This window comes from Blastomonas sp. CCH1-A6 (assembly GCF_001556365.1).
In the GTDB taxonomy this organism is placed as follows: Bacteria; Pseudomonadota; Alphaproteobacteria; order Sphingomonadales; family Sphingomonadaceae; genus Blastomonas; species Blastomonas ursincola.
On record NZ_LSIS01000328.1, the window covers coordinates 1 to 15,201 of the forward strand.

12 protein-coding genes and 3 pseudogenes are annotated in these 15,201 nt (G+C 59.4%); 14 read left to right on the forward strand and 1 reads right to left on the reverse strand.

Going from position 1 to position 15,201, the window contains the following annotated elements:
* The 3 genes and pseudogenes from AX735_RS15875 to AX735_RS24455 all read left to right on the forward strand — a co-directional run.
* Positions 1-330 (forward strand): annotated as a pseudogene (locus AX735_RS15875) (integrase core domain-containing protein); the annotation flags it as partial.
* A gap of 496 nt (positions 331-826) precedes the next feature.
* Entirely contained in the window at positions 827-3,070 is a 2,244-nt protein-coding gene (locus tag AX735_RS15880) for a TonB-dependent receptor family protein (protein ID WP_060978118.1), read from the forward strand.
* Between the two features lie 293 nt (positions 3,071-3,363).
* Positions 3,364-3,894: pseudogene (locus AX735_RS24455) on the forward strand (transposase); the annotation flags it as partial.
* A gap of 636 nt (positions 3,895-4,530) precedes the next feature.
* Here AX735_RS24455 and AX735_RS15900 read toward each other — a convergent pair.
* Positions 4,531-4,950, reverse strand: a complete 420-nt coding sequence (locus AX735_RS15900) for a MerR family transcriptional regulator (RefSeq protein ID WP_060978772.1) — start codon at positions 4,948-4,950, stop codon at positions 4,531-4,533.
* A 74-nt stretch (positions 4,951-5,024) separates the two neighbouring features.
* On the opposite strand from AX735_RS15900, the gene AX735_RS26425 reads away from it, so the two are divergent.
* The 11 genes and pseudogenes from AX735_RS26425 to AX735_RS15965 all read left to right on the forward strand — a co-directional run bounded on the left by AX735_RS26425 (position 5,025) and on the right by AX735_RS15965 (position 15,125).
* Positions 5,025-5,663 carry a cation transporter gene (locus AX735_RS26425; protein WP_208597966.1) on the forward strand — a complete coding sequence of 213 codons (639 nt, stop codon included), beginning with the start codon at positions 5,025-5,027 and terminating at the stop codon, positions 5,661-5,663.
* Positions 5,664-5,675: 12 nt separating this feature from the next.
* On the forward strand, positions 5,676-6,113 hold the full coding sequence (locus AX735_RS15910; RefSeq protein WP_269454087.1) for a disulfide bond formation protein B: 438 nt from the start codon (positions 5,676-5,678) through the stop codon (positions 6,111-6,113).
* The gene (locus AX735_RS15915) at positions 6,110-6,814 is read left to right on the forward strand and encodes a DsbA family protein (RefSeq protein ID WP_060978769.1); all 705 of its coding nucleotides are present in this window, start codon (positions 6,110-6,112) and stop codon (positions 6,812-6,814) included. The genes AX735_RS15910 and AX735_RS15915 overlap by 4 nt, the downstream gene beginning before the upstream one ends.
* A gap of 127 nt (positions 6,815-6,941) precedes the next feature.
* A pseudogene (locus AX735_RS24460) lies at positions 6,942-7,474 on the forward strand (SCO family protein).
* A gap of 178 nt (positions 7,475-7,652) precedes the next feature.
* On the forward strand, positions 7,653-8,312 hold the full coding sequence (locus AX735_RS15925; RefSeq protein WP_060978767.1) for a peroxiredoxin: 660 nt from the start codon (positions 7,653-7,655) through the stop codon (positions 8,310-8,312).
* A gap of 599 nt (positions 8,313-8,911) precedes the next feature.
* Complete coding sequence (locus tag AX735_RS15940; protein ID WP_060978765.1) at positions 8,912-9,664, forward strand: MBL fold metallo-hydrolase; 753 nt, start codon at positions 8,912-8,914, stop codon at positions 9,662-9,664.
* Positions 9,665-9,717: 53 nt separating this feature from the next.
* Entirely contained in the window at positions 9,718-10,212 is a 495-nt protein-coding gene (locus tag AX735_RS15945) for an NAD(P)/FAD-dependent oxidoreductase (RefSeq protein ID WP_231727021.1), read from the forward strand.
* A gap of 110 nt (positions 10,213-10,322) precedes the next feature.
* Positions 10,323-10,667, forward strand: coding sequence for a hypothetical protein (locus AX735_RS15950; protein ID WP_066112712.1), 345 nt, complete (start codon positions 10,323-10,325; stop codon positions 10,665-10,667).
* A gap of 218 nt (positions 10,668-10,885) precedes the next feature.
* Positions 10,886-12,421 carry a SulP family inorganic anion transporter gene (locus AX735_RS15955; protein ID WP_208597964.1) on the forward strand — a complete coding sequence of 512 codons (1,536 nt, stop codon included), beginning with the start codon at positions 10,886-10,888 and terminating at the stop codon, positions 12,419-12,421.
* On the forward strand, positions 12,418-13,068 hold the full coding sequence (locus AX735_RS15960) for a carbonic anhydrase (RefSeq protein ID WP_066112710.1): 651 nt from the start codon (positions 12,418-12,420) through the stop codon (positions 13,066-13,068). The genes AX735_RS15955 and AX735_RS15960 overlap by 4 nt, the downstream gene beginning before the upstream one ends.
* 560 nt (positions 13,069-13,628) lie before the next feature.
* The gene (locus tag AX735_RS15965; RefSeq protein WP_082731346.1) at positions 13,629-15,125 is read left to right on the forward strand and encodes a phospholipase D-like domain-containing protein; all 1,497 of its coding nucleotides are present in this window, start codon (positions 13,629-13,631) and stop codon (positions 15,123-15,125) included.
* Positions 15,126-15,201: the final 76 nt, after the last annotated feature.

Genomic DNA, 15,201 nt, shown 5'->3' on the forward strand with positions numbered 1-15,201 from the left:
CCCCGCCGGCCATACTGCGCTGGTCGCAGGAGCGGCGGGTCGAGCGCCACTACATCGTGCCGGGCAAGCCGATGCAGAACAGCTTCGTCGATAGCATCAACGGCCGCCTGCGGGACGAATGCCTGAACGAGACCCTGTTCACCTCGCTGGCCCACGCTCGGTACATGCTGGCCGCTTGGCGGCACGATTACAACACCATCAGGCCACACTCGAAACTAGGCGGGAAGACGCCCGCCGAGATCGCCGACAAACATGCCTGGGGGCATGCCCCCAGACACGTTTGCCATCCCATCAAACAATCATCATGAAGGAGCGAGACTCTACCTCTGACTGAAAACAATCAGGGGAGCACGTCACTGGTATTACGCCGCATGGTCGGCTGGTCGATGAGCGATGCGATCACGGCGCGACTGGTCAGCGATGCACTGGCCATGGCTATCTGGCGAATTGAGTGAGCGTGCGGTACCCAACGCTTAGGCTCCTCCTTTGGCGCGATGAGGCAGTAACGGACAGGCCTGCCGCAAGCCTTCTCGGCGGGTTTTCATCCCGAGCCCTCGCGCGTACTCAGTACCGCCTCTGGCGTTCGGTCCGCAATGACATGCAGCATTGCTCGCGACGTCTGGGGCGGGGCCGGTGTCAAGTCGGCCGCCGGCGCGACCGGCTCGCAGGGCAGAGCCAAGCGGTACCTGAGGGCACTCACGGGCCTTTGGCCCACAATCCCGGCGAAACAGTTTGCTAATATTAAAAAGACAGTTTAATCGCTAATGAGAACCACTATTAGATATGTCGGAGACCTACGTTGCCTGGTTTTATAAATGTTGGGCCTATGGCTGCAATCGCTGTGACGATCTCGTCTCCGGTGCTCGCCCAAAATGTCGCTGTCGACAATGTCGCCGACAGTAAGACACCGCAAATCATTGTGATCGGAAACGCTGAGAGCCTGCTAGAAATCGCGGGTTCAGGTTCGATTGTCACGCGCGAGGATCTAGATCGGAGCCGCGTCCTGACGGTAAACGATGCGTTGCGCCAAGTGGCCGGTGTCTTTCCGCGTGACGAGGAGGGGACGGGGGCGCGGCCCAACATCGGGATCAGGGGATTGAACCCGACGCGGTCTACCAAGGTTCTGTTGCTCGAAGACGGGATCCCACTGGCTTTCGCACCATATGGCGACAACGCCAGTTATTATCATCCGCCGCTGAGCCGGTTTGATCGCATCGAAGTATTGAAGGGCGCTTCGCAGGTGCGGTTCGGTCCGCAGACCATTGGCGGTGTTATCAACTACATCACACCGCGAGCCCCGGAGACGGTTGAGGGCAAGCTGTCGTTGCAGGGTGGCAACCGAAACGGACTCGCCGCAGACGCGCAGATCGGTGGGCCGGTAATGGGCGGACGCGCCTTCCTCACCGCTGATCATCGTCAGGCTGCGGGGAGCAGGGACAATCAGTTGCTCCGGTTCACCGACCTGTTCGCCAAGGGCGAATGGGATTTGTCGTCAGATCAGCAGCTAGTTTTGAAGGCAAGCTGGTTCCGTGAGCGGTCGGACATCACCTATTCAGGGGTCACGCGTGCAGAATTCGCGGCTGCGCCACGCGGCAACCCGTTCCCGCGCGGCAGCGACACATTTTCTGCCGATCGCTATGGCCTTTCGGCGGCCCATGGCTGGATACTCGCCAATGGTATCAGCCTGCGGACGGTGGCTTATTGGCAACGGTTTGACCGCGACTGGTGGCGACAGTCCTCGAACTCCACCCAGCGCCCCTCCGATGCTTCGGATCCGCTATGTGGCGGCATGGCCAACCTGTTGACCGTGTGCGGCAACGAGGGAAGGCTTCGAAACTACGATACCTGGGGTGTCGAAACGCGAATCACGCTGGGGCATCGCGACGGGTTGGGGCTTGGCTTTGGCGGACAAACCGAAATCGGCATCCGGTACCATGACGAACGACAGCGCCGTCGCCAGGTCAACGGCGACGCGGCCGCATCCCGGGTGGCTGGGAGTAGCGTCAATGGCGGCCTGCGCGAAAATCAGCTTCGCAATGCGTCGGCATGGTCGGGATTCGTGCAGTCCACATTTGAGTTCGGGAGGCTTGCGATCATCCCGGGCGCGAGGGTTGAAGCAATCGATTTTCGTCGCCGCAACCTGCCAGTCGACGTTCTGATCGGTGGTAGGCCGTCGGGTGGGCTGACGGCCGAGACCGCCGGCACAAGCAAATTACAAAAAATCATCCCGGGGATCGGGGCGACATTCGATCTTGCCGATGGCATCATTGCTTACGGCGGCGTCCATCGCGGTTTCGCGCCACCGCGGGTGGAAGATGTCATCACAAGCGCCGGTGGTTCTGTCGATCTCGATGCAGAGTTGAGCTGGAACTGGGAACTAGGCATGCGCGGGACGCTGGTTCGTGGACTGTACGCGGACGCAACCTTCTTCGTGATGGACTTTGAAAATCAGATTGTGCCTCAATCTGTCGCCGGGGGAACCGGGGCCACGTTGACGTCGGCAGGCCGCACGTTGCATCGCGGTGGCGAGTTCTCGTTAAAAGCGTCGAGTTCGGATGCGGGACTGACCAGCGAGACTGATTTCTTTGCTCGTATGGCTGCGACCTGGGTGCCGACAGCGCGCTATGCATCGACCCGTATCGCCACGGCACCGTGCCTTGACGGCGGGGCGGTGGGAACGATGGTGGCGACAGGCAGCGGACCTGTGGCGTGTGGGATCGCCCGTAACGTGGAGGGCAACCGGCTTCCCTATAGTCCTCGAGTCCTGTTGAGCGCAGCGGTCGGCATTGCCCGTCAGGGCTTTACAGGCCAGATCGAGGTCGTTGGCCAATCTGCAATGTTCGCCGATGACGTTAATCTGCTGCCCGTGACGCCCGACGGCCAGCGCGGACGCATACCCGGCTGGACCACGGCAAACCTCGCGCTCAGCTATGGCCCTCCTAAGGGCAAGTGGGAGATTTTTGCAAGCGCGTACAACGTTTTCGACCGATTGACAATCGTCGATCGTTCGCGCGGCATTTTGCCGGGCGTTCCGCGCACGGTGCGTCTTGGCGTGTCGCTTCGCATGTGAGCACGAGAATAGGACGCGGGTGAGCACACGCAGCGTTACCATTGCACGTCTCTCGTGCGAACGCTCGTTCGCCAGAGGTAAAAACGGGTCAATTTGAAACCTCCTGTTGAGCCAAGGTTTTCAGCGGGTTGGAGGGCATCAAAGTCTGCGTGTGAATGGTCGTTGACGCTATGGGTGAAATTCATCTCGACGAAATTCAAAGGTAAACTCGCCCGCGATCATGCTCGTGGTCTGATCCCCACATTTTCCTTCAGATTTGAGTAAAATCCGGCCCTCAGGAACGAGTCGACAGGATGAAACGCAGCATGTTCAGCGAAGAGCAGCTCATCCTGATATTGAAGGAGCAGGCGGCTGGTGTGCCAACAGCGGATGTCTGCCGGCGGCTCAGGGTCAGCAGCGCGACCCGCTACAAGTGGAACGCCAAGGTCGGAGGCTTGGAGGTATCTAAGGCCAAGCGCCTGCAGCAGTTAGAAGACGAGATCGCCAAGCTGAAGAAGCTACTGGTGGAGGCAATGCTGGATAACGCGATGCTTAAGGAGATCACCGTAAAAAAGGTAGTCCCATTTGCCAGGCGAGAAGCAGTGGCTCACCTCGAACAGGTATTCGAGGTGAGCCAGCGGCGGGCGAGTAATGTGCTGGGCGTGGACCGGACGATGGTTCGGTATCGCAGCCGGCGAGGCGATGATGGGGCGATCCGGGAACGGATGCGTGGCCTTGCGGCGGAGCGTCGCCGGTTTGGCTATCGCCGCCTGCATTGGCTGCTGGGACGCGAGGGCAGCATGATCAACCACAAGAAGTTTCGCCCATTGTATCGGGAGGAACGTTGGGGCTCAGACCACGAGCTATCATTGAATTGCGCGCCGTACACAGCAGCATAACCCCGACCAGACCCAGTTCTACCGCCAGCAATCCGCCATACGTTGTGAAGAATAACGTCGAGCCAGCGCCAGACGAAAATTATTTCGGCGATGACAAGGACCGTCACGGCCACCAGCCCGACCAGCGCGATATTGACCCTCGCGAAGCAATGCATGCAATAAAGCAGCAACGCTGAGTCATCGTGCTCTGGTTGCGGTGCTCGGTGTAGTGAGCGCAAGAAAGCCAGCCATCTTCAAATCCTGACCTTCAGCGTGACATAGGCCGAGGGTGGCTGATTAGGCTCGACGACCGAACAGCCGAGATGTTCGAGTTTTATGGACCCCGCCCGGGCGGCGTGCCGAGGCTTCCGCCATAGAGCGTCGCAGTTGGTCCCTTGTAAGGTCAGGATCGCCCCCGAGAAAGGGAGCCCGGAGTTCGACTACATCGTGGTGGCGATCGGCGCCGAGCTGAACTATCTGTACAAAGAGACGATGGGCCCAAGGGCGCGGCTAAATTTCGCAACGACGACCACCAATGAGCAGCGGCTGAGTGCCCCACCACAGTCGCGACATTGTCGGCTAGCGCGCCAATAAGCGAACGGATCAGCCCCGATCCCCAGCGCCTCCGCGCAGTGCGTCAAGCACCCGACAGTCTTCGACGCTCGTCCGGCCGCAATCTTCAAGTGCGTCGACCAGAACCGTCTCGAGCACCTTTAGATCGGTAATCTTGCCGCGCACTTCGGTCAGGTGCGATATCGCGATTTTGTGGACTTCGGCGCAGGAAGCGTCCTGCCGACGTTCGGAAAGCATTAAAAGGTTGCGAATGGAATCCAGGGAGAAGCCGAGCTCGCGCCCCTTTCGAATGAACGCCAGTCGGTCAAGATGCGCATGTCCGTAGACGCGGTGCCCGCCGGCCGTTCGTGCTGGCTCAGGCAACATGCCGATGCCCTCATAATAACGGATCGTCACGACACGGCAGCCAGTCTGGCGCCCGAGTTCGCCGATGGAAAAACTGTCGCGCATATTCCTCTTGAACCTATAGCCACTGTAGATCCTATAGAGGATTTTAGCTTGCTGCCAATCAGATTGGAACGCCGATGAAGGAATGCTGCCCTGGTGTCGCTGATCACCAAAGCCAGCCCACTCCGGACACGGCTGGGGAGCCGGCGCCAATCGCCCCTTCTTCGTTCGCTCTCTCGCTAGGCGCACAAGGCGATTGCTGCTCCGGCAGTGGAGCACGTCCTGAAGTCGAGCGGCCGGTAACAAAATCCGCAGTTGATGCCTCCAGACATGCCGCGGGAGACGATTGCTGCTCCGCCAAGGAGCAGGAGATCGCCGCGCTTGGAGCGCATGCCGACGTGAAGCGGATCCTGCAGATCGTGCTTGCGATCAACCTCGCCATGTTCTTCGCCGAATTTACCGCCGGCATTCTTGCCCGATCTACCGCTCTGATCGCGCTTGTCGCCAATCTGACCTGCCTCGCGCTTCTCTACCGCTTCCGAAATCGCGACGTGAACATGTCGAGCACGTTCGAATGTTCGCGCAACGATGTCATCGCGAACGCCGGGGTGCTCGTAGCGGCGACCGGCGTCTATGCGTTCCGCGCCAGCTGGCCGGACATCGTCGTCGGAAGCATCATCGCCTTGCTCTTCTTCCGTTCGGCGATCCGCGTGCTTGGCGAGGCTTGGCCGCAATTCAGGTCGGGACGCCCGCAAACCGCGGTGCCCTTGGACTGATCGGAGCGCATTGTGACTTCTGGTCATCGCGCGGATCGAAACGCCTGGCTGATGCTCGCGGCCGCCTGGGTCGGCGCACTGCTCGCAAGCCTGGGCGCGTTGTTCGTCGGGGAGGTGATGGGTCAGGAACCTTGCGTGCTTTGCTGGTTTCAGCGCGCCTTCATGTTTCCGCTGGCGATCGTGCTGGCGGTCGCGGTTCATGTTTCGGACATGCGGGTGTGGCGTTATGCGCTTCCACTAGCGGGTCTCGGATGGGCCATCGCGCTGTATCATAGCCTGCTTTATCTGGGACTGATCGCGGAACCGGTCCGGCCATGTGGCGCCGGTCCCTCGTGCTCGAGCGCCCATATGGTCATTTTCGGGGCTGTGCCTCTCCCTCTCGTCTCGCTCGGTGCTTTCACCGCCGTCGCTGTCCTCCTTATCCTCTCTCGCAGGAGCGCTAACTTATGAACAGGAAGGTTCTGGTCCCGATGACTCTCACCCTTGGCGCAGCGGCCTTCGTGGCTGGCATCTTTCTCTTCGATGGCTCCGTCGGGAACGTCGGGGCCTCGAATGTGGTTGCGGGGAATGCCACCGCGCCCGGTGCTTCCGCCGCAACCTCGGGCCTGAAGGCTCAGGGCCTGCCGAGCGAAACGCTCGTGCGCGACCATTCCCCTGTGATTGGCCCCCGCAACGCGCCGGTTACGATCGTCGAGTTCTTCGATCCGTCCTGCGAAGCCTGTCGCGCCTTCTACCCCGAAGTGAAGCAGATCATGGCACGCTATCCGAACGAGGTGCGGTTGGTCGTGCGCTACGCACCGAACCACCCGGGGTCTGAAGAGGCTGTGCGCATTCTCGAAGCGGCGCGCCCGCAGAACATGTATGTTCCGGTGCTTGAGGCCGTGCTCGCCCAGCAGCCGCAATGGCACGATGGCAACATGGAGAGCGCGTGGTCAGCCGCAGCTGCGGCCGGGCTGAACGTCGAGCGCGCCAGGGCCGCGCTGAACGCCCCTGCGGTGACGGCGAACATGCAGCAGGATATCGCGGACGGCCAAGCCCTCGGCGTCAAGGGAACGCCTACCTACTTCGTCAACGGCACGCCATTGATCGAGTTCGGGCTGCCGCAGCTTGAGGCGCTGATCCGCGCTGAAGTGGAAGCCCGCCGCCGATGATCGCGATCACCTGCGCCGTGTTCAACGGGTTCGGGCGATGAGCCGCCGAATGACATTGGGCATTGCGGCCCTCGCGCTTGTTCTTGTCCTAGCCGCGGCGGCGGCTCTGACGATTGGCTGTAGTCCGATGGGGCCCCTGCCGGTCCCAATTGGCGCTCTTGAAAGAGAGGTGGTCGGCGGGCCATTCAGGTTGACCGATCAGGAAGGGCGGGTGGTAACTAGCGACAGCTTCCGAGGCCGCTACCGGCTCAAGTATTTAGGCTTCACCTTCTGCCCGACATCTGCCCCACCGATGTCCAGAAGATGAGCAAGGCTCTGCGGCTGTTCGAGCAGCGCGATCCAGCGCGCGCGGCACGCATCCAGCCGATCATGGTGACCATCGATCCGGAGCGTGACACGCCCGAGGTTTTGAAGCAGTTCGTAGGTAACTTCCATCCGCGGCTAATCGGTCTCACCGGCCTGCCCGCTGCGATTGCTGATACGCTCCGGCGCTTCGCGGCCTATGCCAGCCGCCAACAATTGGGCGGAGCCAGCGGCTACCTCATGGACCACAGCGCGTTGATATACCTGATGGGTCCAAAGGGCGATCCGATCACCTTTTTCGCCCGCGATGCAACGCCCGATCAGATCGCATCGGAGCTCGACACTTATGTCAGATGAGGCAAGGCGCTGGTCTCTGAATTGCAAATGCGCGCCAAGTGGAGATGCACGGGCATGTCGGCGCATCGCAGCGCTGTGTCACCTCGTCGAACCAAGCCCTTGAACCTATAGCTACTATAGACCCTATCTGTCTCGGCAGACACCGACCGAGGGCGCAGATCGATACAGGAGAAGAATAATGAGTTTGAAGCTTGGCGACATCGCTCCGGATTTCGAGGCGGACACCACAGAGGGTTCGCTTCATTTCCATGACTGGCTCGGCGAAAGTTGGGCGGTGCTTTTCTCGCACCCGAAGGATTTCACGCCAGTCTGCACGACCGAGTTGGGCGAGTTTGCCCGCCTGAAGCCCGAGTTCGACAAACGGGGCACGAAGCTGATCGGCCTCAGCGTCGACAAGGTCGGCGATCACCAGGGCTGGATGCAGGACATCAAGGATGTCAGCGGCCAGGACGTGAATTTCCCGATGATTGGGGATCATGACCTCAAGGTTTCGAAGCTCTACAACATGCTGCCGGCTGAGGAGACCGAGACCGAGGGCCGCACCGCCGCCACCAATGCCACCGTGCGCACGGTCTATATCATCGGCCCGGACAGGAAGATCAAAGCCATGCTCATTTATCCGATGAGTTCAGGTCGTAACCTAGCAGAAATCCTGCGGCTGCTCGACTCCATCCAGCTGACGGCGAAACACCCGGTCGCGACGCCGGTGAACTGGAATCCTGGTGGGGAGTGCATCATCGCCCCCTCGCTCGACGATGAGCAGGCGAAGGACAAATTCCCCGGAGGTTGGAAGACGGTGAAACCGTACCTGCGCACGATCCCGCAGCCGGCGGATTGAAGGCCACCATGGTCGATGAGCAGGTCAAGGCGAAAGCCAGAGATGGAGTGGCACAGATGCTGAAGACACTGATGAAATTGACGGTCGGACCTGCTCTCCTGTTGGCCCCCGGAACGGTTTCCGCTGCGGATAGGCCCCCCGGCGTCATGTACAAAAACCCCGGATGTGAATGCTGCGACGGACATGCCGAGGCGCTTCGGCGGGCAGGCATTAACCTCCGCGTGGTGGAGAGCGAGAAGCTCGCTAGCCTGAAGGAGCGCGCTGGCGTTCCTGCCGAGCTTCAAGGTTGCCATACACGCAGCTCTTTGCAGTAGAGTGATGACTGTGCACCAAGTGATCGAACCCGGACCCGGTGAGGATCTGCGCTATCTCCAACGGCGAGCGGAGGAGGAACTGGAAATGGCGCAGCGGTCGATCGTGCCAGAAGCAACGGCCGCCCATTACCAGCTCGCCGAGGCTTATCTCGATCGGATCGAGGCCAGGGAAGTTGCCGCGGCAAGGGGACAAAGCGCAGCCGAGCCGGCCGACCCGGAGCCCCTCCCTCCCGCGACGCTTCGAGCCGGAGCAGCCGGCCCTCCTCGCACGGAACAGGCCGGACGATGATCTTCCGACAGCTGTTCGAACCGGAGTCATCGACGTATACCTATCTGGTCGCCTGCGGCGATACGAAACGGGCCGTGCTCATCGATCCCGTACTTGAAACGGTCGAACGGGATCTCGCGGTACTGGCGGAATTAGGCCTGGAGCTCGAATTCACTCTCGAGACGCACATCCACGCCGACCATGTCACCGGCGCGTGCCGGTTGCGAAGCCTGACCGGCTGCAAAGTCGCCTATCCGGAAACAGATGGCCTTTCCTGCGCCGACATCCTCGTCAATGAGGTCAACCCGCTCCATGTCGGAGCTCTCATTCTGCAGCCGCTGTTCACGCCGGGACATACCGACGCCCATCATTCCTATCTTCTTGAGCATCCCGGCGCGCTGCAGGTTTTCACTGGCGATGCGTTGTTGATCGACGGTTGCGGACGCACGGACTTTCAGAATGGCGACGCCCCGGCGCTCTACGGCTCGGTTCACGAAAAGTTGTTCTCGCTCCCGAAAGAAACGCTCGTTTATCCGGCGCACGATTACGAGCATCGCTTTGTCAGCACCGTCGCTCAGGAACGCGAGCGCAATCCCAGGCTCGGCGGCGGAAGGACGCTAGACGAGTTCGTCGAGATCATGACCAACCTCAATCTCCCCTATCCTAAGCGTATTGACGTTGCCGTGCCTGCCAATCTTATTTGCGGCGCCTGCCCAGGGGAAGAGCGGGCGATCCCTGTCAATCCGCCGGGGCCGTCGCGCCAGGGTTGACCCAATATCATTTACCGCAGTGGGGCGGCCCGGAAAGGATGACATCGTTGACCATGTCCGAGCAGTGCGACGTTCTGATCGTGGGCGGGGGACCTGCTGGCCTCACCGCAGCCATTTACCTCTCCCGCTATCATCGCCGCGTGATCGTGATCGATGCAGGCCACAGCCGTACAAAGTGGATCCCGCTCTTGCACAACCATGCCGGATTTCCGGAGGGGATCAACGGCGAGGATCTACTAGGCCGGATGCGGGAGCAGGCCGAGCGTTTCGGCGGGACTATTGTCACGGGTCTCATCGAAGAGCTAGAAAGCGAGATATACGCCTTCGAGGCACGCGGTGTGGGTATCACTTTTACCGCTCGCGCTGTCCTTCTGGCGACAGGCGTGGAACACCGACGTCCGGCGCAGGATACGGCAACGCATCGCGACGCCCTCAACCGAGGATTGCTACACTACTGCCGCGTATGTGATGGCTACGAGGTAACCGGGCCGGCGATCGGCGCTGACCGCCACGGCGTTGCGGAAGCGCTGCTCGCTGTGATGGAATAATCCTGACACGGATGCTGCTGAGGATCGTGGCCGATTTAACGAGCGCACATTCAAAGAGGGAGACGAAAGGTAGTTGTCTTGAATGTGTGGGATCGCTAAGGACAAGCGTCATGAGCCGCCTGTTTCCCTTTGTTATCGGCGTGCTGTTTGCATCGCTTTTGGGGTTGACTTCGGCTTTCCATGTAAGTCCCGAAAGCGGGAATATGAGCCTTGTCGCCGCGTCCAGCTTAGCGCTGTCGATGGCGAGCGTGAGCAAGCCTGCGAGCGACGAGTTACCCGGAGACGCTACCGGTCGGCTCCCACATGCGCATATTGAATGCCACGGCGATCACCTGATCTTGCCTTTCAAGGCGATAATCTCGCAATTGAAGCTAGAGCACGCTTATTCGACACTTGGGCGGCGGATCAGCGAAGGCGTGACCCCCGCCCAGACATTGAGACCCCCAAAACTGTAACCTGCGGAAACAATCGAGGCTGCGTGTACGTGGAGCATGGTTACCTTAGCGGGTGGCTTCGCGACGCCATTGGCGCTTAATCTCGATTGTCGCGGCGAACCGCTGTCGATTTGCGAAAATCGGCAACCAGCTTCGCTCGCTGTCACCTAGTTCTACTTACAGTTATGGAGACCCTTGTGTCCTCTTCGAGATACTCTCTTGCATCGTTGCGCACGGATATGTCCGCATCCATCGTCGTTTCGCTCGTCGCGCTCCCGCTCTGTCTAGGCGTCGCCCTTGCGTCAGGAGCACCCCTATTCTCTGGCCTGATAGCAGGTATTGTCGGCGGCATTGTAGTCGGCGGCCTGTCAAGGTCTCCGCTGTCCGTCAGCGGTCCTGCCGCAGGTCTTACGGTGATTGTACTCGACACGATTAATTCGCTACCTAGCTATCAAGTTTTCTTGTCGGTAGTTGTTTTGGCGGGTTTGATACAGCTTGCGCTCTCTGCAGCCCGCGCAGGTATTTTAGGTGAGTTCATTCCCTCCTCGGTGATCTCAGGTATGTTGGCATCAATCGGGCTCATTCTTGTTCTCAAACAAATTCCGTTCGCGATCGGTTACGAGGTCGAGGCTGAGGGTAGCTTTGAGTTCGCCTCGGGAAACGGGAACACGTTCACAAACCTGTTCGTGTTCCTGAGCCGCAAATTCGAGGCGGGGGCGCTGATCATCAGTCTCGCGGGACTTGCCTTCTTATTCTGGTGGGACAGCGCGAAACCCAAGCAGGGGCCGTTCAGTTTCTTGCCAGGCCCCTTGGTTGCGGTTCTGATAGGCGTCATAGGTAATGCGCTGCTCGGGGTGATCCTACCTTCCTGGAAGATTGGCACGGAGCATCTTGTTCAGGTGCCAGTCTCCAAAAGCCCGGCCGAATTTACCCAACTTTTCTCCCTTCCCGATTTTTCCGATATCGGGAGTAGCGGCGTTTGGATCGCAGCAGCTACGATTGCCATCGTCGCCAGCCTGGAGTCGATGCTCAGCATCAAGGCCATCGACGAACTCGACCCGCAACGACGCACCACTGACAAGAACCTGGAACTGATGGCCCAGGGTGGCGGCAACATCGTGTCGGGGCTGCTGGGAGGACTGCCGGTGACCTCGGTCATCGTGCGTTCCTCGGCCAACGTCGGTGCGGGCGCACAGAGCAAGGCATCGACGATGTTGCATGGGCTATGGCTGCTGTTGTCGGTCGCGCTGATCCCTATTGTGCTCAACCTCATCCCGCTAGCGGCACTCGCGGCGGTGCTGATCGCTACCGGCTACAAGCTTTGCACTCCCCAGCTTTTTTTGGACCGTTACCGACAAGGCTGGACCCAGTTCATCCCGTTCGCAGTAACCGTGATCGCGATCATGTTCACCAATCTGCTCGAAGGCGTCCTGATCGGCCTTGTGATTGGGTTCGTTTTCGTAATTGCTCGTAATTTTCGAACTGCGGTTACGTTTGCATGCGAGGGCAATGATTGTCTCATCCGCGCTCGGCGAAACCTGTATTTTATTCACAAATATGAACTCGAGAAGCAACTGAACCGCGTTCCCGAAAATTGTAGACTCTTGATTGATTTGTCTGCAACGAACTATGTTGATCTTGATAACGTCGAAATTATCAACTCCTTTATAAAAGCTTCTCAATTCAAATCGATAGATGTTGTTGTTCGCGGCGATCTTGCCGAACGGACATCTCCTTTGATTAACGCCCCCGTAGTTGGAGTGAGGTTCACATGAGAGAGTATAGGCAGCTTCTTGTCGCCAACCGGGCTTGGTCGCAAGAACTTATCGACGAGCGCGCAGACTTTTTCACGCGACAATCCGACGGCCAGAAGCCAGCGTTCTTGTGGATCGGTTGCTCGGACAGCCGGGTCAGCCCCGAACAGATGACCATGACTCCTCCGGGAGGTATGTTCATTCACCGCAACGTCGCCAACCTTGTCAATCCAAGCGATCTCAACCTGATGGCGGCCCTGCAATATGCAGTCGAAGTGCTCAAGGTTCCGCACATCATTGTGTGCGGTCATTATGGGTGTGGTGGCATCAAGGGGGCATTCGAAGGAGGAGCTACTGGTCCACTAGGGCAGTGGCTCGAACATGCGAGTAGCGTTGTGCTCAATCACAAAGACGAGCTCGCGGCCTTGGATAGTGAAGATGCGAAGCTTAACAGACTCGTCGAAATGAACGTCAGAGATCAGCTGATCAACTTGGCCAGAACCGATATAGTTGCAAGCGCATGGAAATACGGTCAACCACTTTGGTTGCATGGCTGGATTTACGACATTCGAGATGGTCATATCAAACCACTGATGGAACTGGATGCAGACTCTTCATTGGAACAGGTCGGCGTTCCAGATAGCGTTCTTTTGTCGCAACCCGGTTAAACCGCAAATAGCATCGCTTTTTATTAGTATAAATTACACTTATACAAAGCATCATTAGCAACACGAGCCTCGTGTGCGCCACCGCCTTTTCAGGACACGCGTGTGATCGAGGATTTCATCAACTAGGAGGTAACAAGCCATGCGTATTGAGAACTGTTTTATGCTCGTCGTATTTGCCGGCGGGCTAGCGGCGTGCACGCTTCCGTTCCTGCCAAAGCCTGCCGTTAGCACTCCGGTCTACGATCATGTACCGTGCCGCACCCCAGGGGCCCGGCTCGAAGAACCGGTCGATATCGGCGCGGCTTCCCGAGGAGTCGCTCGACCTGACGCCCAAGCCGGCTCGGCAAGCCCCAAAACACCGACTTGCGTGGTCGAGAGACGGCCGACGCGGTCGCAATAGTAATTGTTAGCTGTCTTAAGGGCTTATTATGTCAGAGAATAAACTCACTCTTCCGAGTGGCTGGGATCGAGAAAAGGAGGAGGAAAGCCTCACACTACGGTCAGTCGTGTTGGGCTCGTTCCTCTGTACGGGTGGCGCGTAGTGACTTGGAAGCGTCGCCATGAACGCTGAGGGTGCCACGCCAATGAGTCGCATAGCCTTACGTCGCGCCTTCTGGCGCGCCGCCAAGGCAAGCCGTGCCACGGTCATCATTGACGCCGATGATTATTTCAGGGCCGCGCGATCGGCGATGCTCAAGGCGAAACGGGTCATCGTACTTGTCGGCTGGGACTTTGATGCCCGTATCCCTTTTGCTGGAGATGGTCTTGACGAGGGCCCGCAAACCCTCGGTGCGTTCATCAGCTGGCTGGTCAAGCGCAGCCCATTGCTTGAAATCCACATTCTCCGGTGGGATACCGGGGCGCTCAAGACGCTATTGCATGGCCGCACCCTGCTTACGATCCTACGCTGGATGCGCGACCCGCAGATCCACCTCAAGCTCGACCGCCACCATCCGTTCGCCGGATCCCATCATCAGAAGATCGTGGTAATCGACGACTGCATGGCCTTTTGCGGTGGCATCGACATGACCCGCGAACGTTGGGATACAAGAGACCATCGGGACGAGGAACCGCGCCGCGTCCGACCGGACGGCACACCGCATGGGCCGTGGCATGATGCGGCGATGGCGCTCGAAGGACCGGTCGCGACCGCTCTTGGCGACGCTTGTCGAGAGCGATGGAACGCCGCCGGCGGACGCCCGATCGCGCCAGTGTCCGATGGAGCGGATTGTTGGCCTGACGGCCTCCAAGCTGATTTCACTGACGTGACCGTCGGCATCTCGCGGACGCTGCCCAAGATGGATGACCAAGAGTCCGTCCACGAGATCGAAACGCTCTATATCGCGCTTATCGCCGGTGCGCGGCGGTTCATCTATGCCGAAAGCCAGTATTTCGCCTCCCGGCGCGTCGCCGAAGCGATCGCGATGCGTCTCAACGAGGCCGATGGCCCGGAAATCGTTATCGTCAATCCGACGACCGCGAACGGTTGGCTGGAGCCGATTGCAATGGACACGGCGCGCGCCAGACTCGTGGCAGAGCTGCAGAAGCGCGACTTGTATGGGCGCTTACGGCTTTATCATCCCTTCACCGCCAATGGGGTGCCGATCTATGTTCATGGCAAGGTCACGATCATCGATGATGTAGTGCTGAGGGTGGGATCATCGAACTTCAACAACCGCTCGCTGCGCCTTGACAGCGAGTGCGACGTGACCATCGACGCGGCCAATACGCCGGAAGCGGGCGTCGAGCGGGTGATCGCGGGCATTCGTAACGGGCTTCTGGCAGAGCATCTCGGCGCTACACGCGAGGTGGTGGCACGCAAGATGGCGGAAACCGGCTCGCTGATCGCGACCATCGCTGCGCTGCAGACGCCGGGACGCTGCCTACGCGAATATGAGGTTCCCGACCTCACCGCGGCGCGAGAATGGCTGGCCGACACCGAACTGCTCGATCCGGAAGGGCCGGACGAAATGTTTGAGCCGCTTTCGCAACGTCGTGGCCTTCTCTTCCACCTGCGGCATCGGCATCGCGGTCGGTCGCGACGCAGTGCTGCCTGACCGCCTGCTTGGTCGATGAGGCGTAAGCGATGTTTTCAGGTCACGTCGATCCAAGGCATGAGGTCGCCGACGCCGT

Coding starts and splice junctions, on each gene's coding strand:
- AX735_RS15960 (WP_066112710.1), top strand. CDS start 12,418: ATGAGAGAGTATAGGCAGCTTCTTGTCGCCAACCGGGCTTGGTCGCAA.
- AX735_RS26425 (WP_208597966.1), top strand. CDS start 5,025: ATGAAGGAATGCTGCCCTGGTGTCGCTGATCACCAAAGCCAGCCCACT.
- AX735_RS15915 (WP_060978769.1), top strand. CDS start 6,110: ATGAACAGGAAGGTTCTGGTCCCGATGACTCTCACCCTTGGCGCAGCG.
- AX735_RS15880 (WP_060978118.1), top strand. CDS start 827: ATGGCTGCAATCGCTGTGACGATCTCGTCTCCGGTGCTCGCCCAAAAT.
- AX735_RS15965 (WP_082731346.1), top strand. CDS start 13,629: ATGAACGCTGAGGGTGCCACGCCAATGAGTCGCATAGCCTTACGTCGC.
- AX735_RS15955 (WP_208597964.1), top strand. CDS start 10,886: ATGTCCGCATCCATCGTCGTTTCGCTCGTCGCGCTCCCGCTCTGTCTA.
- AX735_RS15900 (WP_060978772.1), bottom strand. CDS start 4,950: ATGCGCGACAGTTTTTCCATCGGCGAACTCGGGCGCCAGACTGGCTGC.
- AX735_RS15945 (WP_231727021.1), top strand. CDS start 9,718: ATGTCCGAGCAGTGCGACGTTCTGATCGTGGGCGGGGGACCTGCTGGC.
- AX735_RS15950 (WP_066112712.1), top strand. CDS start 10,323: ATGAGCCGCCTGTTTCCCTTTGTTATCGGCGTGCTGTTTGCATCGCTT.
- AX735_RS15925 (WP_060978767.1), top strand. CDS start 7,653: ATGAGTTTGAAGCTTGGCGACATCGCTCCGGATTTCGAGGCGGACACC.
- AX735_RS15940 (WP_060978765.1), top strand. CDS start 8,912: ATGATCTTCCGACAGCTGTTCGAACCGGAGTCATCGACGTATACCTAT.